Source organism: Kineococcus anabasis, assembly GCF_054590795.1.
Genome location: NZ_BAAIHU010000001.1, coordinates 560256 through 585280 on the forward strand (window position 1 = coordinate 560256; position 25025 = coordinate 585280).

Below are 25025 nucleotides of genomic sequence, written 5' to 3' on the forward strand. Positions count from 1 at the left end.
GCGCGCTCATCGGGCCGGGTGCTCCCGCAGCCACGCCCGGAAGACCTCCACGTTGGCGTCGTGCTCGGCCTTGGTCTCCGCGAAGCGGGTCTCCCCCGTCTCCGGGTCGACGGTCACGAAGAACAGCCACGGCCCCGGCTCGGGGTTCAGCGCCGCGCGCAGCGCCGCCTCGCCCGGGTTGCTGATCGGGCCGGCGGGCAGGCCCCGCACCTTGTACGTGTTGTACGGGGAGTCGGAGTCGCGCTCCTGCGGGGTGGTGGTGATGCTCTCCCGGCCGCTGGCGTAGCTGACCGTGGAGTCCAGCTGCAGCGCCATGCCCCGGCCGATCCGGTTCTCCAGCACGCGCGTGACCCGCGCCATGTCCTCGGCGCTGCGGGCCTCCTTCTCCGCGATGGAGGCCGCGATGACCACGGCGCGCTGGCGGTCGGCGGGCACCTGCAGCTGCTGCAGCACCGCGGTGGAGCGCTGCACCATCTGCCGCAGCACGTCCACGGCCTTCGCGCCCGGCTCCACCTCGTACGTCGCGGGGAACAGGAAGCCCTCCGCCTCGCCGTTCGCCGCCGCGGGCAGGCCCAGGGACGGGTCGCGCAGCGCCGCGTCGAGGTCGGCGCGCGGGATCGGTGTCTGTTTCGCGACGAGGTCGAGGACCTGGGAGGCGCGCAGGCCCTCCGGCACCGTCAGCCGCGTCGTCTGGCGGGTCGCGGGGTCCAGCAGCAGGTTCACCGCCGCCGCCGCCGACATCTGCTTGCGCATCCGGTACGTGCCCGGCTGGATCCCCGCGGCGCGCGGCTCGGCCGCGGCGGCCTCCACGAAGGCGTCGGCGGTCTTCACGACGTCGGCCTGCTGCAGGGTCCGGCCGATGGCGCGGCCGGTGTCGCCCTGCGCGATCCGCACGTCCACCGTGCCGCTGCCGCGGCCGTCGTAGTCACCGGAGGCGGTCAGGCGGCCCACCAGCGGCTCCAGCAGGGTGCCCCAGGCGGCGAACGCGCCCAGGCCCAGCACCGCCATCGCCACCACGAGGGCCACCGCGGCCCGGCCGCGGCGCCGCCGCCGCTGCGGAGGCGTCGCCGCCCCGGGCAGGTCCATGAGGTCCATCATGCGTTCCGTCCCTCCCCAGCGGGGTCCGCGCCACCGTTGCCGGTGCCGGCGGCGTCCGTGCCACCGGAGCGTGCCGCCCCGTCCGCGTCCTCGTGCGCCCCGCCGACCGCGACCACCCGTCCGGGTGCGCGACCTGAGGAGCGCTCCGTGTCCAGTGCACCCTGCAGGAACCACACCGCCGCGACCTGGTCGACCACCGCACGGTGCTTGCGCCCCTTGCGGCCCGACTCGTGCAGCGAGCGGTGCGCGCCCGCGGTGCTCAGCCGTTCGTCGACCAGGCGCACCGGTACCGGCGCGACCATAGCCGCCAAACGCTCCGCGTAGGTACGGGCAACGCCCGCCGCAGGTCCTTCCGTGCCGTTCAGCGACAGCGGCAGGCCCACCACGATCTCCAGCGCGCCCCGCTCCGCGGCCTCCGCGGCGATGCGCCGCAGGTCCGCCCCGCCCCTGTCGTCGCGCTGGAGGGTCTCCACGGGCGAGGCGACGTAGCCGTCCGGGTCGCACGCCGCCAGACCCACCCGCACGCTGCCGACGTCCACGGCGAGGCGGACGCCGCGCCTCACGCGCGCGGGCCCGGCGCGCGGCGCGCCTCAGGCACCGGTGACGCGCTGGCCCACGGCGTGCTCCACCGCCGCCAGGGCCTCGCCGACCTTCGAGGCGTCCTGCCCGCCGCCCTGCGCCACGTCGTCCTTGCCGCCGCCGCCACCGCCGAGGACCTTCGCGGCCACGCGCACCAGGTCACCGGCCTTCACGCCCCAGCGGCGCGCCTCCTCGTTCGTGGCGATCACCACCACGGGGCGGTCCTTCGCGACCCCCGTGACCGCCACCACCGCGGGGCGGTCCTGCGGCAGCCGGCCGCGCACGTCCAGCACGAGGGTGCGCGCGTCGTCGGCGGAGGCGGCGCCCGCGTCGTGCCCCACGTAGGCCACGCCGAACACGTCCCGCGCACCCGACGCCAGGGACCCCGCGGCCGCCAGGACCTGCCCGGCGCGCAGCTTCGCGATCTCCCGCTCGGCGTCGCGCAGGCGGGTCACCACGCCCTCCACGCGCCCCACGACGTCCTCGCGCGGGGTCTTCAGCACCTCGGCGAGCTGTCGCACCAGGTCCCGCTCCCGGGCGAGGTACTGGTACGCCTCCAGGCCCACGACGGCCTCCACGCGCCGCACCGAGGCGCCCACGCTGGACTCCGCGGACAGCACCAGCGGGCCGATCTGCGAGCTGTGCCGCACGTGCGTGCCGCCGCACAGCTCCCGCGACCACTCCCCACCGATCTCCACGACGCGGACCTGCTCGCCGTACGTCTCGCCGAACAGCGCCAGCGCCCCCCACTCCTGCGCCTGCGGCAGCGTCATGTACTGCGCGGAGACGGGCAGGTCGTTGCGGACGGCCTCGTTGGACACCCGCTCCACGTCGGCGCGCTGGCCGGCGCTGAGGGCCTGGGTCCAGGAGAAGTCCAGGCGCAGGTACCCCGGCCGGTTGTAGGAGCCGGACTGCAGCGCGTTCGGCCCGAGCACCTGGCGCAGCGCGGCGTGCACCACGTGGGTGCCCGAGTGCGCCTGGCACGCACCGAGGCGCCACTCGGCGTCCACGGCGGCCTCCACGGCCTCCCCGACGGTCAGCTCACCGCCCAGGACCCGCACCTGGTGCACCACGAGACCCTTGACGGGCCGCTGCACGTCCACGACCTCCGCGCGCCCGCCGTCCCACACCAGGTGCCCGGCGTCGGCGTTCTGCCCGCCGGACTCCGCGTAGAAGGGCGTGCGGTCCAGCAGCACGTGCACGATCTCCCCGGCGCCCGCGGCGGGCACACCCTCGGAGCCGCTGACGATGCCCACCACCCGCGACTCCGTGCGCAGCGCCGTGTACGCCAGCCAGTCCGTCGGGCCGTGCTGCGCCAGCGCCTCGCGGAAGACGGTGGTGTCCACGCCGCCGGAGCGCTTGGCGCGCGCGTCGGCCTTGGCGCGGTCCCGCTGCTCCGCCATGAGCCGGCGGAAGCCGTCCTCGTCGACGCCGATGCCCTGCTCGGAAGCCATCTCCAGCGTCAGGTCGATCGGGAAGCCGTACGTGTCGTGCAGCGCGAACGCCCGCTCCCCCGACAGCGCCGACCCGCCGGCGGCCTTGAGCTCGCGCACCGTGGTGTCGAAGATCTGCGTGCCCGCCACCAGGGTGCGCCGGAAGGCGTCCTCCTCGGCGTAGGCGACGCGGGAGATGCGCTCGAACTCCGCCTCCAGCTCCGGGTAGGACGCCTTCATGACGTCCTTGGACACCGGCAGCAGCCGCGGCAGGGACGGCTCCTCCACGCCCAGCAGGCGCATCGCCCGCACCGCACGGCGGATCAGGCGGCGCAGCACGTAGCCCGCGCCCTCGTTGGACGGGGTGACGCCGTCGCCGATGAGCATCAGGGCGCTGCGCACGTGGTCGGCCACCACCCGCAGGCGCACGTCGTCGGCGTGCACCGCCCCGTAGGTGCGGCCCGAGAGCTGCGCGGCGCGGTCCAGCACGGGGCGGACCTCGTCGATCTCGTACATGTTGTCGACGCCCTGCAGCACGCACGCCAGGCGCTCCAGGCCCAGGCCGGTGTCGATGTTCTTCGCCGGCAGGTCGCCCACGACGTCGAAGTCGACCTTGGAGCGGACCTCGCCCAGCAGCTCCTGCATGAAGACGAGGTTCCAGATCTCGATGTAGCGGTCCTCGTCGGCCACGGGGCCGCCCTCGCGCCCGTAGGCGGGGCCGCGGTCGAAGTAGATCTCCGAGCAGGGCCCGCCGGGGCCGGGCTGCCCGGTGTGCCAGTAGTTGTCCTTCTTGTCGCGGCGCTGGATGCGCTCCTCGGGCAGGCCCGCGACCTTGCGCCACAGCGCGGCGGACTCGTCGTCGTCGAGGTAGACGGTCACCCACAGCTTCTCCGGGTCCAGCCCGTAGCCGCCCTGCGCGGTGCTGCCGGTCAGCAGCTCCCACGCGTAGGTGATGGCCCCCTCCTTGAAGTAGTCCCCGAAGGAGAAGTTGCCGTTCATCTGGAAGAACGTGCCGTGCCGGCTGGTCTTGCCCACCTCCTCGATGTCGAGGGTGCGCAGGCACTTCTGCACGCTGGTGGCGCGCCGGTACGGCGCGGGCTCGCGAGCCGTGAGGTACGGGATGAAGGGGACCATCCCCGCCACGGTGAACATCAGGCTGGGGTCGTTGGAGACCAGCGAGGCGCTGGGCACGACGGTGTGCCCCTTGCGCTCGAAGAACTCCAGCCAGCGCCGACGGATCTCGGCGGTCTGCATCCTCGTGCTCCTCCTCAGGCGGGGCTGCGTCGCGCGCCGTCTCGCACGCGTGCACGACCTGCGACCCTACCGGTCCCGGCGCGGGCGCTCGGTGCCGCTCGGGCGGGGGGCCGGGGCGGGCACGGGGCGGGCGGGGCTCGGGGCTCGGGCTCGGGGCTCGGGCTCGGGCTCGGGCTCGGGCTCGGGGCTCGGGGCTCGGGGCTCGGGGCTCGGGGCTCGGGGCTCGGGGCTCGGGGCTCGGGGCTCGGGGCTCGGGGCTCGGGGCTCGGGGCTCGGGGGGACGTTGTGCTGCCGACACACCGGCGCGCCGCGACCGAACGTCCCCACCCCGCCGTCCGCCACGTGAGGTGGGGACCTTCCGCTGCTGACACGCCGGCGCGCCGCGACCGAACGTCCCCGCCACGCGCGAGCCGCCCCGCGCGAGCCGTCCACACCCGGGCTGCCCCGGCTGCGGGTCCACAGGCGCCGCCGGCCGCACCCGCCGAGCGGGCCGGGGCGCGGACCCTGCCCGGCGTGGACCACCTCTACGACGGCGCCCACCGCACGGCATCCCTGCGCTCGGCCGGGCTGCTGCGCTCCGACCTCGACGGAGCGCTGTGGCGGCGGCCGCACCGCGGGGTGCGCTCGTGGGCCGGCAACGCCACCGGGCCGCTGCTGCGCGTGCGCGAGGCGGCAGCCGTCCTGCCCGCCCACGGCGCCGTCGGCGGCTGGGCGGCGGCCCTGCTGCGCGGCGCGGCGGAGTTCGACGGGGAGGACGCCGGCGGCACGGAACTGCCCGTGCCGCTGTGCGTCGGGCCCGGGCACGCGGTGCGCCGCCGCGCGGGCATCCGGCTCTCGTCCAGCGCGCTGCCCGAGGAGGACGTCGAGCGGCTCCACGGGCTGCGCCTCACCACACCGGCGCGCACCGCGTTCGACGTGCTGCGCTGGTCGGCGTCGGTGCGGGCGGCCGTGGTGGCGGCCGAGCGGCTGGAACGCCGCGGCGTGCTCCCGGCGGGTGAGGTGGCCGGGCTGGCGCGGGCGCGCCGGCGCTGGCAGGGCGCCGCGCAGGTGGGCCGCGCACTGGAGCTGGTGCGGGCGGGGACGCTGTCGTCCGGGGAGAGCCGCCTGCGGTTGCTGTGGACCCTGGACGCGGGGCTGCCGGAGCCGCGCGTGAACCACCGGGTGATCGACCGGCGCGGCGCGTCGCTGGGGGTGCCGGACCTGCTGGAGCCGGCGAGCGGGCTGGTGGCGGAGTACGACGGCGCCCACCACCGCGAGGCGGGCCGGCACGGTGCGGACAACGTGCGCGAGGAGCTCCTCGAGGCGCACGGGCTGGTGGTGGTGCGGGTGGTCGCCGCGGACCTGGCACCCGCGGCCCGGGAGCGGACGGTCGCCAGGCTGCGCGCCGGGCACCACCGGGCGCTGGCGCTGCCCCGGGGTGCCCGCTGCTGGGTGGACGCGGGCCCGTGGCGGCCGTGACCCGGGCCCGGCAGGCGGGGACGTTCCCCGGCCGACACGCGGGCGCGGCGTGGCAGAACGTCCCCGCGCACCGGGGCGGCGGCCACGGCGGGGACGTTGCGCTGCGACACGCCCGCGTGTCGCGCGCCGAACGTCCCCGCCACCAGCACCCGGCACCCAGCACCAGCACCCAGCACCGGCACCCAGCACCGGCACCCAGCACCCGGCACCCGGCACCCAGCACCCGGCACCCGGCACCCAGCACCCGGTCACCAGCGCCAGCGGCAGCACCCCCGGGGCCGCTGCCTCACCCGCCCCGCACCAGGCGGCGCAGCCGCTCCAGGCGCTCGCGCAGCGCCAGCTCGTGGCCGCGGTCGGTGGGCCGGTAGTAGTCGCGCCCCACCAGCTCGTCGGGCGGGTACTGCTGACGGGCCACGCCGTGCGGGGCGTCGTGGGCGTACACGTAGCCCTTCCCGTGCCCGAGGCGCCCGGCACCGGTGTAGTGCGCGTCGCGCAGGTGCGCGGGCACGGAGCCCGCCCGCCCGGCCCGGACGTCGGCGATGGCCTCGTCGGTGGCGAGGTAGGCGGCGTTGGACTTGGGCGCGGTGGCCAGGTGCACCACCGCCTGCCCCAGCACGATCCGCCCCTCGGGCATGCCGATCTGCGCCACGGCCGTCATCGCCGCCACGGCCGTCTGCAGCGCGGTGGGGTCGGCCATGCCGATGTCCTCGGAGGCGGAGATCACGAGCCTGCGGGCGATGAAGCGCGGGTCCTCCCCCGCCTCCACCATGCGCGCGAGGTAGTGCAGGGCGGCGTCGACGTCGGAGCCGCGGATGGACTTGATGAGGGCGCTGGCCACGTCGTAGTGCTGGTCCCCGGCGCGGTCGTAGCGCACGGCGGCGCGGTCCAGGGCCTGCTCGGCGTGGGCGAGGCCGACGCGCACGACACCGTCGACGGCGGGGTCGGCGAAGGCGGCGCCCGCGGCGGCCTCCAGGCAGGTCAGGGCGCGCCGGGCGTCCCCGCCCGCGAGGCGCACCAGGTGCTCCAGGGCGTCGCCGGCCACCTCCACCTCCCCGCCGAGGCCGCGGGGGTCGGACACCGCGCGCAGCAGCAGCGCGCGCACGTCGTCGTCGGTGAGGGGCCGCAGCGTCAGCAGCAGCGAGCGGGACAGCAGGGGCGCCACCACGGAGAAGCTGGGGTTCTCGGTGGTGGCGGCGACGAGCACGACCCAGCGGTTCTCCACGCCCGGCAGCAGGGCGTCCTGCTGGGCCTTGGTGAAGCGGTGGATCTCGTCGAGGAACAGCACGGTCTGGCGCCGGTGCAGGTCGCGGCCGTCGCGGGCCTCCTCCATGACGCGGCGCACGTCCTTGACCCCGGCGGTGACGGCGGACAGCTCCGCGAAGCGCCGGCCCCCGGAGCGGGCCAGGACGTGCGCGAGGGTCGTCTTGCCGGTGCCGGGCGGGCCCCACAGCACGACGGAGGCGGGCCCGGCGCGGCCGAGGTCGGCGCCGGAGGCCAGCCGCCGCAGGGGGGAGCCGTCGGCGAGGAGGTGCTGCTGGCCGACGACCTCGTCCACGGTGCGGGGGCGCATCCGCACCGCCAGCGGCGCCCCGGCCAGGGCCGCCGGGCCGGGGGCGGCGCCCCCCTCGTCGTCGTCGTCCGGGGAGAACAGGTCGGCCACGGCGGGAACGGTAGCTCCCCGGGCGGACGGGCCCGCCCGCTCAGCCCTTGTGGCCGAGCGCGTGCCCGGCGTGCTCCCCCGCCCAGACGCTGTCCGCGAGCTCACCGGGCAGGTCGGGGTTGTCCACCGTGCGGAACACCGGGTCCTCACCGGCCCGCACCTGCCGCTCGAAGTCCCGCAGCGCGCCCAGCGCCCAGCGCCCGAGCAGCACGATCGCGACCAGGTTGACCAGCGCCATCAGGCCCATGGCGACGTCGGCGAGGGCCCAGACGGCCTCCAGCTCCAGCACCGCCCCGGCGGCGACGAGCGCGACGACGAGGACGCGGAAGACCGTCAGGGACACCGGCCGGGCCCGCAGGAAGGTCATGTTGACCTCGGCGTAGGAGTAGTTGCCCAGCACGGAGGAGAACGCGAACACGAAGACGAGGACCGTCATGAGGACCGTGGTGCCGCTGCCGAGCTCGTGGGCGACCGCGGCCTGCGTCAGGGAGGCCCCCTCCACGTCGGCGCCGGGCCGGTACACGTCCGGGCCGGCGCTGAGGATGATGAAGGCCGTCGCCGAGCAGACCACGATCGTGTCGACGAACACCCCCAGGGACTGCACGAGGCCCTGCTTGACGGGGTGGCTGGTCGTGGCGGTCGCGGCGGCGTTGGGGGCGCTGCCCATGCCGGCCTCGTTGGAGAACAGGCCGCGCTTGGCGCCGTTGAGCAGGGCTGCGGCCACCCCTCCGGTGACCCCGGCCGCGGCCTCCCCGATCCCGAAGGCGGCGGAGAAGATCTGGCCCAGCACCCCCGGCAGGGCCGTGATGTTCATGGCGACGATCACGAGGGCGAGCAGGACGTAGGCCAGCGCCATCGCGGGCAGCATGACCTCCGCGACGCGGGCGATGCGCCGCACGCCGCCGAACACCACCGGTGCGGTGAGCGCGGCCAGCAGCAGCGCCGACCAGCCGGTGCCCACGCCGTGGCCCTCGGCCAGGACGGCGCTGATGGTGTTGGCCTGCACCATGTTGAAGGCGAAGCCGAACGTGAAGATGAGCAGGACGGCGAAGAGGATCCCGCCGCCGCGCGAGCGCAGGCCGCGCTCGATGTAGAAGGCCGGCCCGCCGCGGAAGGTCCCGTCGTCGGCGCGCACCTTGAAGACCTGCGCGAGGGTCGCCTCCACCAGCGCGGTCGCCATGCCGACGAGGGCGACGACCCACATCCAGAAGACCGCCCCCGGCCCGCCCAGGGTCAGGGCGAGGGCGACACCGGCGATGTTGCCGGTCCCCACCCGGGAGGCGAGGCCGACGCAGAAGGCCTGGAAGGAGGAGATCCCGCCCTCGGAGCCGCTGCGGGAGGACACCACCTGGCGCAGCATGCGGGCGAAGAGCCGGACCTGCACGAAGCGGGTGCGGACGCCGAAGTACAGGCCCACCCCCAGCAGGACGTACACCAGCACGTACGTCCACAGGACGTTCGAGACGGGGTCGATGACGTACTGCTGGAAGGTGTCCACCGGTGCCTCCGGGCGGGAGCCGTGTCGTGACCGTCGGTGCGGGCTCTCATCCAAGCAGTCGACGACGCGCCGGACGCCCGGCGACGCGGGCGTGTCGGGCGGCAGGCACGGCCGGCGGCGGGACCCGGACCGGGCTGGTCGGCCGGGCCGGGCTGGTCGGCCGGGCCGGGCTGGTCGGCCGGGCCGGGCTGGTCGGCCGGGCCGGGCTGGTCGGCCGGGCCGGGCTGGTTGGCTGGGCCGGTGAGCACCGTCCCACCGCCCCCGCCCGACGGCGCCGTCCCGCCGGTCGCGCGCGGGCGGGCGGCACCCCACCCCCTGCCCGGCCGGGCCGCGCTGCTGGCCGCCTCCGGCGACGACCCGTTCGTCCGCTTCGAGCTGCCGGTGGACCGGCCGGTGCGCGCGTGGGCGCTGCCGGGGGCGTGGGCGTTCCTGCGCCCGCGCCCCCCGGGCCTGGCGGGGCGCACGCTGACGGTGCTGGGCGCGGCGGACGCGGTGGGCGCGCTGGCGGCCGGGGTGCTGCCCCTGCTGCGGGCGCAGGACGCGGTGGGGTGGCTGACGCAGTCCCGGGGCGCGCCGCTGCCGGCCGGCGCGGGCGGCGGCGACGACTGGGACTGGTTCTGGACGGCGGCGGCCCCGCCCCCGCAGCCGGGCGAGGAGGACGTGCGGGCCCTGCCGCCCGCCGCGGCGCCGGAGGTGCTGGACCTGCTGCGCCGCGCCAGCCCTCGCTCCAGCGCCGCGCCCGGGGAGCCGGGGGTCCTGGCGTGGGTGGGTGTGCGCGACGGGAGCGGGCGGCTGGTGGCGTGCGCGGCGCACACCGAGAACGTGCCCGGTGTGCCGCACCTGGCGTCGGTGGCCACGGACCCCGCCGGGCGCGGGCGCGGTCTCGGGGCCGCGGTGACGGCGGCGCTGACGCGGCGGCTGCTGGCGGCGGGTGCCCCGGCGGTGACGCTGGGGATGTACGCGGACAACGACGTCGCGCGCCGGCTGTACGGGCGCCTCGGTTTCGTGCGGGCGCACGCCCTCAGCAGCCGCCGGCTGCCGCAGGAGGAGGCCGGGCCCCGGCCGCGGGGGACCGGTTCCTCCCAGGGAACTCACAGGTGCGGTTGACCTCGCTCCCACCTGTGCCGGGCAGGGTGCTGCCGACGCCTCCGACCGCAGGCGCCGCCCAGTCGCCAGCCGCCAGCCGCCAGCCGCCAGCCGCCAGCCGCCAGGAGGAACCGTGAGCCGCACGCTGACCACCACCCCCGCCACCACCCCGTCGACCGGCACCCCCTCGACCGGCACCCCGTCCGCCGACACGCTGGTGCGCATCCACCTGCTCACCACCGCCCCGGCCCGGGGCGGGGATCCGGACGGGGACCCCCTCGCCGGTCCCGACGCCCTGGCGCCGCTGACGTCGGTGGTGACCTCCGCGCACGGGGACCGCCTGGACGTGACCCTCTCGGGCGAGGTGGGCGGCGCCCTCGGCGAGGAGCTGCAGCTCGTCCTGGCGTACGCGCGGGAGCACTGCCGCCGCACCGGGGGCACGGTGTTCCTCGACGCGCGGCGGGCACAGGACCCGGACGGCACCCTGCACCGCTTCCTCGCCCGGCTGGAGGGGCTGGTCACCGCGGCGGGCGCCACCCTGCGGGACGCCGGCTGAGGAGGGGACCCACAGCGTCCTCACAGGAACCGCCACGCCACCCGCCAGGTTCGGCGCGCATGCTGGGCGCATGACCGCTCCCTCCGCCCGGCAGGTGCTCACCCGGCCCGACGGCAGCCCGCTGCGGGTGCTCGTCGTGGACGACGAGGCGACCCTCAGCGAACTGCTCTCGATGACCCTGCGGTACGAGGGCTGGGACGTGCAGACCGCCGGCGCCGGCCTGGACGCGGTGCGCGCGGCGCGCGGCTTCCGCCCGGACGCGGTCGTCCTGGACTGGATGCTGCCCGACATCGAGGGTCCGGAGGTGCTGCGCCGCATCCGCGCGGAGGACCCCGACGTGCCGGTGCTGTTCCTCACCGCCAAGGACGCCGTGGAGGACCGCGTGGCGGGCCTGACCGCCGGCGGGGACGACTACGTCACCAAGCCGTTCAGCCTGGAGGAGGTCGTGGCGCGGCTGCGGGGCCTGCTGCGGCGCGCGGGCATGGCCACGGCCCGCACGGAGCCCGTCCTGGTCGTCGGGGACCTCGTCATGGACGAGGACAGCCACGAGGTGACCCGGGCGGGCGCGGAGGTGAGGCTGACGGCGACGGAGTTCGAGCTGCTGCGCTTCCTCATGCGCAACCCGCGGCGGGTGCTGAGCAAGGCGCAGATCCTGGACCGGGTGTGGAACTACGACTTCGGCGGGCAGGCGAACGTCGTGGAGCTGTACATCTCCTACCTGCGCAAGAAGGTCGACGCGGGGCGCCCGCCGATGATCCACACCGTGCGCGGCGCCGGGTACGTCCTCAAACCCGCGGAGCCGGTGCAGCCATGAGGAACCCGCTGCGGCCGCGCACGCTGCGCGCCCGCCTGCTGCTGACCGTCGTGGCGCTGCTCGCGGCGGTCGGCTGCGTCATCGGGGTGGTGACGACGCTGGCCCTGCGCCACCAGCTCGTGGAGCAGGTCGACGAGCGGCTCTCGGCGCTGCGCGGCCACGGGGTGGTCGCCGCCCACGGGGGGCGGCACGTGGAGCTGACGTGCCCGGAGCTGCAGGTCGGCCCCGGGTTCGGCGAGCTGAACCTCTGCTACGAGGACGGGCGCCTCGTGACGGCGACGGCGTTCGACCGCGGCCGGGAGGAGGGGCGGCGCACCCTCCCGGCGGCCGACGTCCGGCAGCTGGAGGCCGTCGCCGCCGCGGCCGAGACGGTGGGCGTCCCGGCCCGCGGGGTCGGCACCGCGGGCGCCGGCCGCGGGGGTCCGGGGGGCCCCGGCCCGGAGGACCCCGACCGCGAGGACCGGGGCCCGAGGACGGTGGCCCTCTCCGACGGCAGCACCTACCGGGTGCGGGCGGTGCGCGACGCGGACGGCACCGTCGTCGTCTCCGGGGTCTCCCTGGCGCAGACCCGGCGCGTCCTGTCCAGGGTGGTGGCCGTGGAGGTCGCCGCCATCACCGGCGGTGTGGCGCTCGCGGCGCTGCTGGGTGGCCTGCTCGTCCGCCGCGACCTCGCTCCCCTGCAGCGGGTGGCCCGCACCGCCGCCCGGGTCTCGGAGCTGCCCCTGGACCGCGGGGAGGTGGCCCTGGCCGAGCGCGTCCCGGCCGCCGACACCGACCCGGCCAGCGAGGTCGGGCAGGTCGCCGCGGCGCTGAACCGGATGCTCGACCACGTCGGCTCCGCCCTGCACGCGCGGCACGTCTCCGAGCAGCGGGTCCGGCGGTTCGTCGCCGACGCCAGCCACGAGCTGCGCACCCCCCTGGCGGCGATCCGCGGCTACGCCGAGCTGACCCGCCGCCGCGGCCCGGGCGCCGAGGTCGTCCCCGCCGACGTCGGGCACGCGCTGCGCCGGGTGGAGTCCGAGGCGGTGCGCATGAGCGGCCTCGTCGACGACCTGCTCCTGCTGGCGCGCCTGGACGCCGGCCGGCCGCTGGCGGTGGAGGAGGTGGACGTCACGATGCTGGTGCTGGACGCCGTCAGCGACGCCCGGGCCGCCAGCCCGGAGCACCGCTGGCACCTGGACCTGCCCGGCGACGTCGTGACGACGTGCGGCGACCCCGCCCGGCTGCACCAGGTGCTGGCGAACCTGCTGGCCAACGCCCGCACCCACACCCCGCCGGGCACGACCGTCACCGTGCGCGTGGCGCGGGAGGGTCCTGCCGGCGGTGGACGGGTGGTGCTGGGGGTCACCGACGACGGTCCCGGCATCGACCCGGCGGTGCTGCCGCACGTGTTCGAGCGCTTCGCGCGCGCCGACACCTCCCGCTCCCGGGCGGCGGGCTCGACCGGCCTGGGCCTGGCCATCGTGGACGCGGTGGTCAGCGCCCACGGCGGCGCGGTCGGGGTGGACAGCTCCCCCGCCGGCACGACGTTCCGGGTGGAGCTGCCGGTGCCGGGCGCGGGCCCGTCCGCAGTGACGACGGCCTGAGCGGCACCCGCAGGTGGCCGCCCTCTCCGGGCGCCCGTTCCCGGGCCGCGCTCAGGTCGTCTCCAGCTCCAGCCCGAGGAAGTCGGCGAGGACGTCGCCGAGCGCGAGCGCGGTGGCGCGCGGGTCCAGCCCGTCCGTGGCGGTGGCCTGGGCGCTCGGCAGGACGGCGGTCCAGGCGGAGGGCACGTCGAGGGTGCGGCTGGGCAGCAGCAGCACCACCCGCTCCACCCCCGCCCGCCGCACGAGGGCGTCCACCGCCGCGGGGTCGGTCTCGTCGACGAGGCCGTCGGAGACGACGACGGCCACGGTGCGGCACGGGCTCGGGCCCTGCGCGGCCAGCTCCTCCAGGCCGCTGCCCAGGGCGGAGCCGTCCTCCAGTTCCACCGGGGGCAGCAGCCGGGCGGTGGCGCTGTCGGCGACGGCGGTGGTGGGCAGGGTCGTGGTGGCGCTGCCCGCGAAGTCCACGACGGTCACCTGGTCGTCGCCGCGCAGCGCGCTGGGCGCCCAGCGCAGCACCTCCTGCACGGCGGTGGCGCGGGCCTGGGCGTAGTCGGACATGGAGCCGGAGCCGTCCGCCAGCAGCGCGAGGCGCACGCACCCGGCGCCGCGCTCACCGCCGAGCTCCGCGCCGCTCAGCGACGTCGGGGCGCGCCGCTCCTGCTCCGGCCACGGCAGCAGCAGGAGCAGCGGCAGGAGGAGCAGCAACCAGGGCCAGCGGCGGGAGCGGCGCGGTAGGGCGCCCACGTCCCCCAGGGGCGCGAGGTCGCCCAGGGGACCGAGGCCCGCGGGGGTCCTCACGGTCCTCCCCCCGCACCGCTCCCGCTCCCCGCACCGGACGCGGGGACGCCCTCGCCCCCGCGCAGGTCCAGGACCTGCGGCCGCCGGTCCGGCCCGCCGGGGGCGCCGGCCGCCCCGACCGGCCCGCCCGGGTGCGCGGGGACCGGCAGGTCGGTGCGGGCGCAGGCGTCGTCGACGGCCGCGGCCAGGCGGGCCGGGGAGCTCTCCCCCAGGGCGTCGACGGCCTCCCCGAGCGCGCGCAGCGCCGCCGGCGGCAGGGGCATCGCGGTGCCCCGCAACGGCTCCGGGCGCCCCGGCTCGGCCCACCACTCGGGCACCGCGGGGACCTCGCCCAGCTCCAGCGGTGCCATGCCGCCGCGGGCGCGGGCGCTGAGCACCGTGTGCTCGGCGATCTGCGCGGGCACGTCGAGGTGGCGCGAGAGCAGGGAGGCGACGCGGGTGCGCAGCCGGCCGTGGGCGTCGGCCACGGCACGCCGCCTGCGCAGCTCGGCGCGCTGCAGGCGCCTGCCGGTGCGCTGGACGCGGGCGTGGGCGCGGCGCCCGATGCGGTACTCCCGCGCCGGTGGTGCCTCCAGGAGCCCGCCGACGAGGGCCGCCAGCAGCGGCAGCGACCCCAGCAGCAGCGCCAGCAGCGCCGTGGGGGCCACCGCCGCCCCGACACCGGCGGACTCGCTGCGGAAGCGGAACTCCGCGAACGCCGCGAACAGCGCGCTCAGGCCCAGCGTGGCCACCGCCAGGGCGATCCCCAGGCCGAGCATCCGCCGCGAGGGCCGCGCCCCGCGCAGCCACGCGGCCGCGAGCGCACCGGCGGGGGCGCAGACGCAGAAGACCAGCAGCGGGGTGGTGAGCGCCAGGGCGCGCGCCATGACGGCGGCCGAGGAGAGGTAGTCGCCCTCCTGCAGGTCCGCCAGGTCCGCCAGCAGGCCCGCGAAGTAGGCGTAGTCGGCGACCGCGACGACCAGGGCCACGACCACCGCCGCCCACGGCGCCAGGAGGGCCACGGCCGCGGTGCCGCCGCGGGTCTCGCGGCTGATCCGCGCCCAGTTCGCGGCGACCTCGGCGTTGCCCGGGTCACCCGCCCACCGCCGCAGCCGGACCCCCGCGAGCACCGCGCGGTCGAAGTCCCGGCGCAGCCGGCGCACGAGCAGGCCCAGCGCGAACCCGCGGCGCCGCAGGCGCTGCTCGACGGGGACGCTGACGTGGTAGGCGAGGGCGCCGAGGAGCGCCTCGACGTCGGCGGGGCCGCTGCCCGCGCCCTCCCCGGCGTCGGTCGCGGCCCGGGCCAGGCGGTCCTTGCGGGGGGTGAGCCGCTCGCGCAGCCCCCGGGGGGAGGCGGGGCGCTCCTGGCGGGGCTCCTGGCGGGGCGCCTGCCGGGCACCGGGCGGGGGGTGGGGCCCGGGGAAGGGCTGCCACCCCGGGCCGGGCGCGCCCTGCTGCTGGGGGAACTGCTGCTGGGGGAACTGCTGCTGGGGGAACTGCTGCTGGGGGAACTGCTGCTGGGGGGCGAACCGCTGCGGGAACTGCTCCTGCGGTTGCTGCGGGGAGGGGCGGGCACCGTCGTCGCCGGGTGGCGGGATGCGGGGATCGCCCGGAGCGGCCGGACCTGTCGTCATCGCGTGGCTCCTTCCGCGACCCTCCGTGGGGCCGGGCGGGCCGACGGTAAGCAGATGCCGCGGCGTGCGGCAAGGCGGGCCGGGCCGCGCACAGCGGCCCCACGGCGACCCCGCGGCCGGTCCGCGGCCCGTCAGCGGGCGGTGATGCTGACGCGCCGGTTGCGCGCGGCGGCCTCCGCGACGAGCGCCCCGGCGGCGTCGCGGTCGGCCACGAGGGGCTCGGCCGGGCCGGCGCCGCGGACCTGCACGGCCGGCACGGGCCCGTCCCAGCGCTGCCGGCGCAGCAGGTCGGCCACGGCCTCGGCGCGCCGCAGCGACAGCCCGGCGCAGACCTGCGGGTCGGGTGGGCACGCGGAGTCGGTGTGCCCCACCACCTCCAGGGTGCGGGCCCCGGCCAGGCCCGCGGCCACCGCCGTCACGACCGCCGGGGCGTCGGCGGACAGCTCCGCCGAGCCGAACGCGAACAGCAGCTCCGCGGGCACGTCGGTGCGGGTGCCGCCCCCGGGCAGCTGCACCTGCTGCGCCGCCGGCCACGCCACCGCGCCGTCCTGCGGCACCTCCCCGCGCCGGTCCGGGCCCAGGGAGCGGCCCGTCTCCTCACTGCGCCGGCACGTCGCACCGGTGCGCTCGCACAGCGCCATCGTGACGTCCGCGACCCAGGTGCGCGCCGTCTGCGTCAGCGGCGGCTCCAGCTCCCCCAGGCCGTGGAAGGTCAGGGTGCGCCCCGCCGCCTGCGGCAGCTCGGCGGCGGGCACCGCGGCGGCGACGGCGGCCGGCTCCACGCCCACCACCGGCAGCCGGGTCATGTCCAGCACCCCGGCGGTGGACACGCCGTTCGTCAGCACCAGCGCGTCCCCGCCCTCGGGGGTGCGCCGCGCCACCTCCTGCAGCGCCCGCAGCTGGTCGCTGCCCGCGGCGGTCGGGATGGCGCGCGCGATCTCCTGCTCCACGCACGCCGGGGCCAGCTCGCTGATCCGCCGCGAGCGCGCGGTGCCCGCCGACGGGTCGGCCACCGCCGCCCGCTCCAGGAGCACCAGGGGTGCGGCGTCCGCCCCGTTCACCCCGAGCAGGGTCACGGTGCCGCCGGCGAGGGACACCTGCTGCACCGCGGCGGCGGCGGTGGGCGGAAGGCCCCGCAGCGGCGCGTCGCGGGTGGTGTCGGTGAGGACGACGAGGTCGGGGCCGGTACCGGGCTGCGCGGTGAACAGCTCGCGGCAGTCCTGCTGCGACGGGCCTCCCGCCGCCTCCCCCGCTGCCGGCCCGGTCGCCGGCGAGGGGCCACCGCACGCCGCGAGGAGCGCTAGGACCGCCGGCAGGCCCCCGCGGAGGCGGGCGGGCGGGCCGCTCGGGCGGCGTCGCCGCGCGGGCACGTGCGGCCGGTGGTCCGTGCGGTGCATGCGTCTCTCCCGCTCGCCGAGGGTGCCGTGGCGGGCCGCCGGGGCGGTCCGCGCGCCGTCGCGGCCCATCCTCACCCGGGCCGCGCCCAGCCGCGCCCCGGCGCCCGGCGCGGTCCCGGTCCCCGGTCCGGGTCCGTCCCGGCCAGCACCCGCGCCGCGGCGGCCACCACCGCGGCCCCCAGCGACACCGACCCGAGCGTGTCGCTGAGCCAGTGGGCCCCGACCACCAGCCGGTCGAGGGCGACGAGCGCCACGACCGCCACCCACAGCGCCCACACCAGCCGCCGGTGCGCGGCCCGCCGCAGGGCCCGGGCCGCCACCAGCGCCCCGCAGCCGCCCACGACCGTGGCGGCGAGCACGTGCCCGGAGGGGAAGGCGCCGCCCTCGGCGGTCGTCAGCAGCGTGTCCAGCGGGGGGCGGCGCCGGCCCACCAGGTCCTTGGCGAGGGGGGACGCGGCACCGCCCACGATGATCGCCACCGCCACGACGCCCACGCTGCGGCGGGCGCCCCGCCACACCGCGACCAGGGCCACCGCGCTGGCGCAGACCCACCACCAGCCGGGCTGGGTGACGGCCTCCACGACGCGCCCGGCCCGCCCCAGCGCCGGCTCGGCCGCGACCAGGCCCCCCGCCCACCGGTTCACCGCGCCGTCCAGCGCCAGCAGCGGCCCGTAGCCGGTGGCGACGAGCACCGTCAGCACCGCGAACGGCAGCGCCAGCGCCGCGACGAGCCCCCAGCCGGGCCGCCGCGGCGCTCCCGGCCGGGGACGCGCCCCGGGACGGTCCGTCACGGGGCCGCCGGTGCCACCTGCGGCTTGGCGTCCACGCCGGCCTCCCGGCGCTGCGCGGCCGTGACGGGCGCCGGCGCACCGGTCAGCGGGTCGAGCCCACCGCCGGACTTGGGGAAGGCGATGACCTCGCGGATGGACTCGGCACCGGAGAGCAGCGCCACCACGCGGTCCCAGCCGAACGCGATGCCGCCGTGCGGGGGCGCACCGAAGGAGAACGCGTCCAGCAGGAAGCCGAACTTCTCCCGCGCCTGCTCCTCCTCGATGCCCATGACCGCGAACACCCGCTCCTGCACGTCGCGGCGGTGGATCCGGATCGAGCCGCCGCCGATCTCGTTGCCGTTGCAGACGATGTCGTAGGCGTAGGCCAGGGCGTTCTCGGGGTCGGTGTCGAAGGTGTCCAGGTGCTCCGGCTTCGGGGAGGTGAACGCGTGGTGCACCGCGGTCCAGGTCCCCGAGCCGACGGCCACGTCGTCGGTCTCGTCGGCCCGCTCGAACATCGGCGCGTCCACCACCCAGGTGAACGCCCACGCGTCCTCGTCGATCAGGCCGCAGCGGCGCGCGATCTCCTGGCGGGCCGCGCCCAGCAGCGCGCGCTGGGCGCCCCGCGGGCCGGCGGCGAAGAAGATGCAGTCGCCGGGCTGCGCGCCGACGTGGGCGGCGATGCCCGCCTTCTCCTCCTCGGAGAGGTTCTTGGCGACCGGCCCGCCGAGCTCGCCGCCCTCGCCGACGAGCACGTAGGCCAGGCCGCGGGCGCCGCGCTGCTTGGCCCACTCCTGCCAGGCGTCGAGCTGCTTGCGCGGCTGGGAGGCGCCGCCGGGCATGACGACCGCGCCGACGTAGGGGGCCTGGAACACGCGGAAGGTGGTGCCGGAGAAGAACTCCGTGCAGTCGGTCAGCTCCACCCCGAAGCGCAGGTCCGGCTTGTCCGAGCCGAAGCGCGCCATGGCCTCGGCGTAGGTCATCCGCGGCAGCGGGGTGGGCACCTCGTAGCCGACGAGGCCCCACAGCGCGGTGAGGACCTCCTCGGCGAGGGCGATGACGTCGTCCTGCTCGACGAAGCTCATCTCCACGTCGAGCTGGGTGAACTCCGGCTGCCGGTCGGCGCGGAAGTCCTCGTCGCGGTAGCAGCGGGCGATCTGGTAGTACCGCTCCAGCCCGGCGACCATGAGGAGCTGCTTGAACAGCTGCGGGCTCTGCGGCAGCGCGTACCAGGAACCCGGCTGCAGGCGGGCCGGGACCAGGAAGTCGCGGGCACCCTCGGGGGTGGAGCGCGTCAGCGTGGGCGTCTCGACCTCCACGAAGGCGTGGCGCTGCAGGACCTCCCGGGCGGCACGGTTGACCTCGCTGCGCAGGCGCATCGCGGCGGCCGGCGCGGGGCGGCGCAGGTCCAGGTAGCGGTAGCGCAGCCGCGCCTCCTCGCCGACCTGGACGTGCTCGTCGATCTGGAAGGGCAGGGGCGCGGCCGGGTTGAGGACCTCCAGCTCCTCCGCGGCGACCTCGACGGCGCCGGTGGGGATGTTGGGGTTCTCGTTGCCCGCCGGGCGGGCGCCCACGGTGCCGGTGACGCGCACGCAGTACTCGTTGCGCAGGTCGTGGGCGCCGCCGCGCTCCAGGACCTCGTCGCGCACCACGACCTGCACGACGCCCGAGGCGTCCCGCAGGTCCAGGAAGGCGACCCCGCCGTGGTCCCGGCGGCGTGCCACCCACCCGGTGAGGGTCACGGTGGTGCCGGCGGCGTCGGCGCGCAGGGTGCCGGCCTCGTGGGTGCGGAGCACGGGGGCTGTCCTTCCGTCGGGGTGGCGGCCGCGTCGGTGCGCCCGGCCGCGGGGCGATCCTACGGACCGGCCGGTCGGGGCGCGTCGTTCAGGCGGGGGCCGGCGCCGGGGCCTCGCGCAGCCGCCGCGCGAACTCCGCGGCCGCTGCTCCCGGGTCGTCCGCCTCGGTGAGCGCCCGCACGACGACGACCCGGCGGGCGCCCGCGTCGAGCACCTCCTCGAGGGTGCCCAGGTCGATCCCGCCGATCGCGAACCACGGCGTCGCGGTGCCGGTGGCGGCGGCGAGGCGCACGAGGTCCGTTCCCACCGCCGCGCGCCCGGGTTTCGTCGGCGTCGCCCACACCGGTCCCGTGCAGAAGTAGCCGACCTGCGGGTCGGCGGCCGCCCCGCGCGCCTGCTCCGCGGTGTGGGTGGAGCGGCCGAGCACCACGTCCGGCCCGACGACGCGGCGGGCCGCGGCGGGCGGCAGGTCGCGCTGGCCCAGGTGCAGGACGTCCGCGCCCGCGGCGAGGGCCACGTCGGCGCGGTCGTTCACCGCGAACAGGCGTCCGTGCCGGCGCGCGGCGGCGGCGAACACCTCGAGCAGCTCCAGCTCCTCCGCGGCCTCCAGGTCCTTCTCCCGCAGCTGCACCACGTCGACGCCGCCGGCCAGGACCGCGTCGAGGAACTGCTCCAGGTCGCCCTGGCGGCGGCGTGCGCCGGTGCACAGGTACAGGCGGGCGTCGGCGAGGCGGACGGCCGCGCCGGCGGCGGGGGTCGTGGGCACGGGCGGGAGTCTGCCACCGGTGCGCGCCGGGGCCGCCCGGCGGCCGGGCGCCCGCGTGCGGGCCGGGGCGCCGCGGACCCGGCGGGTATGGTGAGGCCGACCACGGGAGCCCGTGCAGCGGGCTGAGAGGGCGAGCGGACTCGCCGACCGTCGAACCTGATCCGGGTCGTGCCGGCGAAGGGAGTGCAGTGGAGTCCTCGCGCGCCGGCTACGACCTCGCCGTCGTCGGGGGCGGCGTCATCGGCCTGAGCTGCGCCTGGCGCGCCGCGCAGCGCGGCCTGAGCGTCGCCCTGGCCGACCCCTCCCCCGGCTCGGGCGCCTCGCACGTCGCGGCCGGGATGCTGGCCCCCGTCACCGAGCTGCACCCCGGCGAGGAGGACCTGCTCCGGCTCAACCTGGAGGCCGCGCGCGGCTACGCGCTCTTCGCGGCGGAGGTGGAGGCCGCGGGCGGTACCGGCGTCGGCTACCGGCGCTGCGGCACCCTCGCGGTGGCCCTGGACCCCTCCGACCGGGCCGTGCTCGCCGAGGCGCAGGACCTGCAGCGCTCCCTGGGCCTGACCTCCGAGCGCCTCACCTCCCGCGAGTGCCGCAGGCTGGAGCCGCTGCTCTCCCCGGACGTCGCGGGCGGGCTGTGGGTGGAGGGCGACCACCAGGTCGACAACCGCCGGCTGCTGGCCGGGCTGCGCGCCGCGTGCGCCGCCGCCGGGGTGCGGGTGCACGCGCAGCGGGCCGCCGTGCGCGTGCGGCAGGGCCGCGCCGTGGGGCTCGACCTGGCCGACGGCACGGTCCTGGCGGCGGAGCGGGTGCTGCTCACCGCCGGTGCCGCCGCCGGGGAGGCGCCCGGGGTGCCCGCCGGCCTCCTGCCGCCGGTGCGCCCGGTGAAGGGGCAGATCCTGCGGCTGCGGACCCCCCCGGCGCTGCGGCCGGTGCTCTCGCGCACCGTGCGCGGCGTGGTGCGCGGAGCGTCCGTGTACCTCGTGCCGCGTGAGGACGGCGAGCTCGTCGTGGGCGCCACGTCCGAGGACCGCGGGTTCGACGAGACCGTCACCGCCGGGGGCGTGTACGAGCTGCTGCGCGACGCGCAGGCGCTGCTGCCCGTGACGGCGGAACTGGAGCTCGCCGAGACCGCGGCCCGCTGCCGCCCCGGCTCACCGGACAACGGCCCCCTCGTGGGCGAGGGCGCCCTGCCCGGCCTGCTGCTGGCGGCCGGGCACCACCGCAACGGCATGCTGCTGGCGGGGATCACCGGGGAGGCCGTCGCCGCGCTGCTGGCCGGGGAGGCGCTCCCGGACGTGCTGCGGCCCTTCTCCCCCGCCCGCTTCGGCGTGGGCGCCCCCGAGCCCGCCCTGCGCTGAGCGGCCGCGCACCCCGCGACGAGCAGCCCCGCGACCAGCACCGCGCGACCAGCACCGCGCGACGAGCACCGCACCAGAGGAGAGGACGCCATGGACACCCCCACCGCCGACGCCCCGGCCGCCGTCGGGTTCCGGCTCAACGGCGAGGACGGCAGCGCCCCGGCCGGCACGAGCATCGCCGACGTCGTGGCCCGCCTGCTCCCGCCCGGCGCCAGCACCGACGGCGTCGCCGTCGCCGTGGACGACGAGGTCGTCCCCCGCGGGCACTGGCAGCAGCGGCGGGTGCGCCAGGGCGATCGCGTCGAGGTCCTCACCGCGGTGGCGGGGGGCTGAGCGTGACCACTGAGCTGACCGGCACGGGCGGCCTGACCGCGGCCACCGGGGACCCGCTGCGCATCGCCGGGCAGGAGTTCTCCTCCCGGCTCATCACCGGCGCCGGTGGCGCGGCGAACCTGGACGTCCTGGAGCGCGCCCTCGCGGAGTCAGGCACCGAGCTCACCACCGTGGCGATGCGCCGCGTGGACCCCGCCGCCCGCGGGTCGCTGCTGGACGTGCTGCGCCGCCTCGGGGTGCGGGTGCTGCCCAACACCGCCGGCTGCCGCACCGCCGGGGAGGCGGTGCTGACGGCACGCCTGGCCCGCGAGGCGCTCGGCACGGACTGGGTGAAGCTGGAGGTCGTCGCCGACGAGCACACCCTGCTGCCGGACCCGGTGGAACTCCTCGACGCCGCCGAGGCGCTCGTGGCCGACGGCTTCACCGTCCTGCCCTACACCAGCGACGACCCCGTCCTGGCCCGCCGCCTGGAGCAGGCCGGCTGCGCCGCCGTCATGCCGCTGGGCGCCCCGATCGGCACCGGCCTGGGAATCCTCAACCCCCACAACATCGAGCTGATCGCCGACCGCGCAGGGGTTCCCGTCGTCCTCGACGCCGGCATCGGCACGGCCTCCGACGCGGCGCTGGCGATGGAGCTGGGCTGCGACGCGGTCCTGCTGGCCTCGGCGGTGACCCGGGCGCGCAACCCCGTCACCATGGCCCGCGCGATGCGGCTGGCCGTCGAGGCGGGCCGGGCCGCGCGCCTGGCCGGGCGCATCCCGCGGCGCCACCACGCCCGCAGCGCCAGCCCCCTGGACGGGATGGCCGAGGTGGGGCTGTGAGCGGGGAGGCGCTCGGACCGCTCGTCGGGCCCGGGGAGGACCTGACCGCCGAGGAGGTGCGCCGCTACTCCCGGCACCTGCTGCTGCCGGAGATCGGGCGCAGCGGGCAGCGGAGGCTGAAGAACGCCCGCGTCCTCGTCGTCGGCGCGGGCGGCCTCGGCTCCCCCGTCCTGCTGTACCTGGCGGCCGCCGGGGTCGGCACGATCGGCGTCGTCGACGACGACGTGGTGGACGAGTCGAACCTGCAGCGGCAGGTCGTGCACTCCACCGCCGACGTCGGCCGCGCCAAGGTCGACAGCGCCCGGGAGACCATCGCCGGGATCAACCCCCTCGTGCGGGTCGTCACCCACGCCGAGCGCCTCGCACCCGGCAACGTCGGCGCCCTCGTCGCCGGCTACGACCTCGTCCTCGACGGCAGCGACAACTTCCCCACCCGCTACCTCGTCAACGACGCCTGCTCCGCCGCCGGGGTGCCCTGCGTGTGGGGGGCGGTGCTGCGCTTCGGCGGGCAGGTGGGCCTGTCGTGGGAGGCGCGCGGGCCGCAGTACCGGGACCTGTACCCGGAGCCGCCCGCACCGGGGGACGCGCCGTCCTGCGAGGAGGCCGGGGTGCTCGGCGCGGTCTGCGGCGTCGTGGGCTCCGTGATGGCCGCCGAGGCCGTCAAGCTGATCACCGGGGCCGGGCGCCCGCTGCTCGGGCGGCTGCTCGTCCTGGACGCCCTGGCCATGACGTGGCGCACCCTGCGCGTCGCGAAGGACCCCACCCGCCGGGCCGCGCCCACAGCCACCGCGCCCACGGCCGCCGGGCCCGCCCCGGTGGGCGCGGCGTGCGCGGTCGGCACCGCCGCGCCGGTGCCCGAGGTCGGCGCGGCCGAGCTCGCGGGGATGCTGCGGGAGCGCTCCGCGGGCGGGCCGGGGTTCCTCCTCGTCGACGTCCGCCCGGCGCACGAGCGCGAGATCGTCGCGGTGCCCGGCGCCGTGAACGTGCCGCTGGAGGGGATCCTCTCCGGCGACGCCCTGCCGCGGATCCCAGCCGACGTGGACGTCGTCCTGCACTGCAAGAGCGGTGCGCGCTCGGCCCGCGCCCTGACCGCCCTGCGCGCCGCCGGCTACACGCGGGTGCGCAGCCTGCGCGGCGGCGTCCTGGCCTGGGCGGACGAGGTGGACCCGGCCCTGCCGCGGTACTGAGCCGCACGCGGGCGCGGACGGCGCGCATCGGATCCGCGCCGCCGGGTACGGGCGCGGCGAGCGCACCGCAGCGGTGCGCGTCCCGATGCGAAGGAGGAGACCGTGGCCGACGTCCCCCAGCCCGTCACCGACAACACCATCCGCGTCCGCCAGCTCAGCCACTACCAGTTCAGCTGGGTCGCCGGTGAGCCCGGTTCCAACGGCACCTACACCCTCCAGCTCGTCCTGGACCAGGGCGCCTGGGAGGAGGTCCTCACGCTGACCGCGGACGACGCCGACGCGCTGCAGGACCTGCTGAAGAACACCGAGACGGTCCACTACGACGTCGAGCGCCGCAGCCTCATCTTCGGCGTGACGCCCGCCGGCTCCTGACCCGGCCGGCGCCGGGCGGACCCCTACAGGCCCCGCAGGTAGGGGTTGGAGGCCCGCTCGGCGCCGACCGTCGTCGCCGGGCCGTGCCCCGGCAGCACCGGCACCTCGTCGTCCAGGGGCAGCACCCGCTCCCGCAGGCTGCGCAGCATCGCGGCGTGGTCCCCGCCGGGCAGGTCCGTGCGGCCGATCGAGCCGGCGAACAGGACGTCCCCCGACAGGCACAGGTCCGCCTCGCCCGGTCGCCGCACGAGGAACATCACCGAGCCCTCGGTGTGGCCGGGGGCGTGCACGACGTCGAGGTCCAGCCCCGCCACGTCCAGGTGCGCGCCGCCGGTGACGGTCACGACGTCCTCCGGCTCGGACCAGCGCAGGGACCCGAACTCCGCGCGCAGCGCCGCCGCGAGCTGCGGGCCCAGGCCGGTGAGCGGGTCGCGCAGGCGGTACCGGTCCTCCGCGTGGACGGTGGCGGCGACGCCGTACGTGCCGCACACCGGGGTCACGGCGAACACGTGGTCCAGGTGGCCGTGGGTGAGCAGCACCGCGGCGGGGCGCAGCCGGTGCTCGCGCAGCACCTCGGTCAGCGTCTGCTCCACGCCGATCCCCGGGTCGACGACGACGCACTCCTCGCCCGCGGCGGGGGCCAGGACGTAGCAGTTGGTGCCGAACGCGGCGGCGGGGAACCCCAGGACGAGCACCCGCGCACCCTAGCCACCGGCCGGTGCCCCGGTGGTGCCGGTGCGTGCCGGTGCGTGCAGGACCGGCGGCGACGGGTGCGACACCGAGCGCAGTGCACTG

The 25025-nt window shown here is 77.6% G+C and carries 22 protein-coding genes and 1 riboswitch; of the genes, 10 read left to right on the forward strand and 12 right to left on the reverse strand.

All coding sequences use genetic code 11. From position 1 onward, the window contains the following. Positions 1-6 precede the first annotated feature (6 nt). From mltG to alaS, 3 genes are read right to left on the reverse strand one after another with little or no spacing between them, the layout of a single operon-like run. Positions 7-1098, reverse strand: a complete 1092-nt coding sequence (mltG, locus tag ACYQBY_RS02545; protein WP_459642224.1) for an endolytic transglycosylase MltG — start codon at positions 1096-1098, stop codon at positions 7-9. After that, positions 1095-1661: a Holliday junction resolvase RuvX gene (gene ruvX, locus ACYQBY_RS02550; protein WP_459642225.1), complete on the reverse strand. Its 567-nt coding sequence runs from the start codon at positions 1659-1661 to the stop codon at positions 1095-1097. The genes mltG and ruvX overlap by 4 nt, the downstream gene beginning before the upstream one ends. A gap of 27 nt (positions 1662-1688) precedes the next feature. Continuing rightward, positions 1689-4364, reverse strand: coding sequence for an alanine--tRNA ligase (alaS, locus tag ACYQBY_RS02555; RefSeq protein ID WP_459642226.1), 2676 nt, complete (start codon positions 4362-4364; stop codon positions 1689-1691). Between the two features lie 513 nt (positions 4365-4877). On the opposite strand from alaS, the gene ACYQBY_RS02560 reads away from it, so the two are divergent. Then, entirely contained in the window at positions 4878-5822 is a 945-nt protein-coding gene (locus tag ACYQBY_RS02560; RefSeq protein WP_459642227.1) for a hypothetical protein, read from the forward strand. A gap of 286 nt (positions 5823-6108) precedes the next feature. On the opposite strand, the gene ACYQBY_RS02565 is transcribed toward ACYQBY_RS02560, so the two are convergent. Both ACYQBY_RS02565 and ACYQBY_RS02570 read right to left on the reverse strand, forming a co-directional pair. Continuing rightward, a complete protein-coding gene (locus ACYQBY_RS02565) occupies positions 6109-7482 on the reverse strand; it encodes a replication-associated recombination protein A (RefSeq protein ID WP_459642228.1) in 1374 nt (457 codons plus the stop codon). A gap of 40 nt (positions 7483-7522) precedes the next feature. After that, entirely contained in the window at positions 7523-8980 is a 1458-nt protein-coding gene (locus ACYQBY_RS02570; protein WP_459642229.1) for an alanine/glycine:cation symporter family protein, read from the reverse strand. A gap of 240 nt (positions 8981-9220) precedes the next feature. On the opposite strand from ACYQBY_RS02570, the gene ACYQBY_RS02575 reads away from it, so the two are divergent. The 4 genes from ACYQBY_RS02575 to ACYQBY_RS02590 all read left to right on the forward strand — a co-directional run bounded on the left by ACYQBY_RS02575 (position 9221) and on the right by ACYQBY_RS02590 (position 13022). Further along, a complete protein-coding gene (locus ACYQBY_RS02575) occupies positions 9221-10087 on the forward strand; it encodes a GNAT family N-acetyltransferase (RefSeq protein WP_459642230.1) in 867 nt (288 codons plus the stop codon). 112 nt (positions 10088-10199) lie between these two features. Then, complete coding sequence (locus ACYQBY_RS02580; protein WP_459642231.1) at positions 10200-10622, forward strand: hypothetical protein; 423 nt, start codon at positions 10200-10202, stop codon at positions 10620-10622. Between the two features lie 70 nt (positions 10623-10692). Beyond that, the gene (locus ACYQBY_RS02585) at positions 10693-11436 is read left to right on the forward strand and encodes a response regulator transcription factor (RefSeq protein WP_459642232.1); all 744 of its coding nucleotides are present in this window, start codon (positions 10693-10695) and stop codon (positions 11434-11436) included. Positions 11437-11444: 8 nt separating this feature from the next. Next, on the forward strand, positions 11445-13022 hold the full coding sequence (locus tag ACYQBY_RS02590) for a sensor histidine kinase (protein WP_459642451.1): 1578 nt from the start codon (positions 11445-11447) through the stop codon (positions 13020-13022). A gap of 51 nt (positions 13023-13073) precedes the next feature. Here the strand turns inward: ACYQBY_RS02590 and ACYQBY_RS02595 are convergent, their stop codons facing one another. From ACYQBY_RS02595 to thiE, 6 genes are all read right to left on the reverse strand, one after another. Beyond that, a complete protein-coding gene (locus ACYQBY_RS02595) occupies positions 13074-13820 on the reverse strand; it encodes a VWA domain-containing protein (RefSeq protein WP_459642233.1) in 747 nt (248 codons plus the stop codon). Beyond that, positions 13817-15433 carry a hypothetical protein gene (locus tag ACYQBY_RS02600; protein ID WP_459642234.1) on the reverse strand — a complete coding sequence of 539 codons (1617 nt, stop codon included), beginning with the start codon at positions 15431-15433 and terminating at the stop codon, positions 13817-13819. Before ACYQBY_RS02600 ends, ACYQBY_RS02595 begins: the two co-directional genes overlap by 4 nt. Before the next feature lie 131 nt (positions 15434-15564). After that, a complete protein-coding gene (locus tag ACYQBY_RS02605) occupies positions 15565-16830 on the reverse strand; it encodes an OmpA family protein (protein WP_459642235.1) in 1266 nt (421 codons plus the stop codon). Positions 16831-16901: 71 nt separating this feature from the next. Continuing rightward, on the reverse strand, positions 16902-17621 hold the full coding sequence (locus ACYQBY_RS02610; RefSeq protein WP_459642236.1) for a phosphatase PAP2 family protein: 720 nt from the start codon (positions 17619-17621) through the stop codon (positions 16902-16904). Continuing rightward, positions 17618-19396 carry an aspartate--tRNA ligase gene (gene aspS, locus ACYQBY_RS02615; protein ID WP_459642237.1) on the reverse strand — a complete coding sequence of 593 codons (1779 nt, stop codon included), beginning with the start codon at positions 19394-19396 and terminating at the stop codon, positions 17618-17620. Before aspS ends, ACYQBY_RS02610 begins: the two co-directional genes overlap by 4 nt. Before the next feature lie 88 nt (positions 19397-19484). Next, entirely contained in the window at positions 19485-20162 is a 678-nt protein-coding gene (gene thiE, locus ACYQBY_RS02620) for a thiamine phosphate synthase (protein WP_459642238.1), read from the reverse strand. A 92-nt stretch (positions 20163-20254) separates the two neighbouring features. After that, positions 20255-20362: riboswitch (TPP riboswitch) on the forward strand. On the opposite strand from thiE, the gene thiO reads away from it, so the two are divergent. From thiO to ACYQBY_RS02645, 5 genes are all read left to right on the forward strand, one after another. Continuing rightward, complete coding sequence (gene thiO, locus ACYQBY_RS02625) at positions 20351-21517, forward strand: glycine oxidase ThiO (RefSeq protein ID WP_459642239.1); 1167 nt, start codon at positions 20351-20353, stop codon at positions 21515-21517. (Overlaps the previous riboswitch by 12 nt.) A gap of 90 nt (positions 21518-21607) precedes the next feature. Then, a complete protein-coding gene (gene thiS / locus ACYQBY_RS02630) occupies positions 21608-21850 on the forward strand; it encodes a sulfur carrier protein ThiS (protein ID WP_459642240.1) in 243 nt (80 codons plus the stop codon). Between the two features lie 32 nt (positions 21851-21882). Beyond that, positions 21883-22671, forward strand: coding sequence for a thiazole synthase (locus ACYQBY_RS02635; protein ID WP_459642452.1), 789 nt, complete (start codon positions 21883-21885; stop codon positions 22669-22671). Beyond that, positions 22668-23858, forward strand: a complete 1191-nt coding sequence (gene moeB, locus ACYQBY_RS02640; protein ID WP_459642241.1) for a molybdopterin-synthase adenylyltransferase MoeB — start codon at positions 22668-22670, stop codon at positions 23856-23858. Before ACYQBY_RS02635 ends, moeB begins: the two co-directional genes overlap by 4 nt. 102 nt (positions 23859-23960) lie before the next feature. Further along, positions 23961-24230 (forward strand): hypothetical protein, encoded by a 270-nt coding sequence (locus ACYQBY_RS02645; RefSeq protein ID WP_459642242.1) that lies wholly within the window; start codon positions 23961-23963, stop codon positions 24228-24230. Positions 24231-24253: 23 nt separating this feature from the next. On the opposite strand, the gene ACYQBY_RS02650 is transcribed toward ACYQBY_RS02645, so the two are convergent. Then, positions 24254-24925, reverse strand: a complete 672-nt coding sequence (locus ACYQBY_RS02650; RefSeq protein ID WP_459642243.1) for an MBL fold metallo-hydrolase — start codon at positions 24923-24925, stop codon at positions 24254-24256. Between the last annotated feature and the right edge of the window lie 100 nt (positions 24926-25025).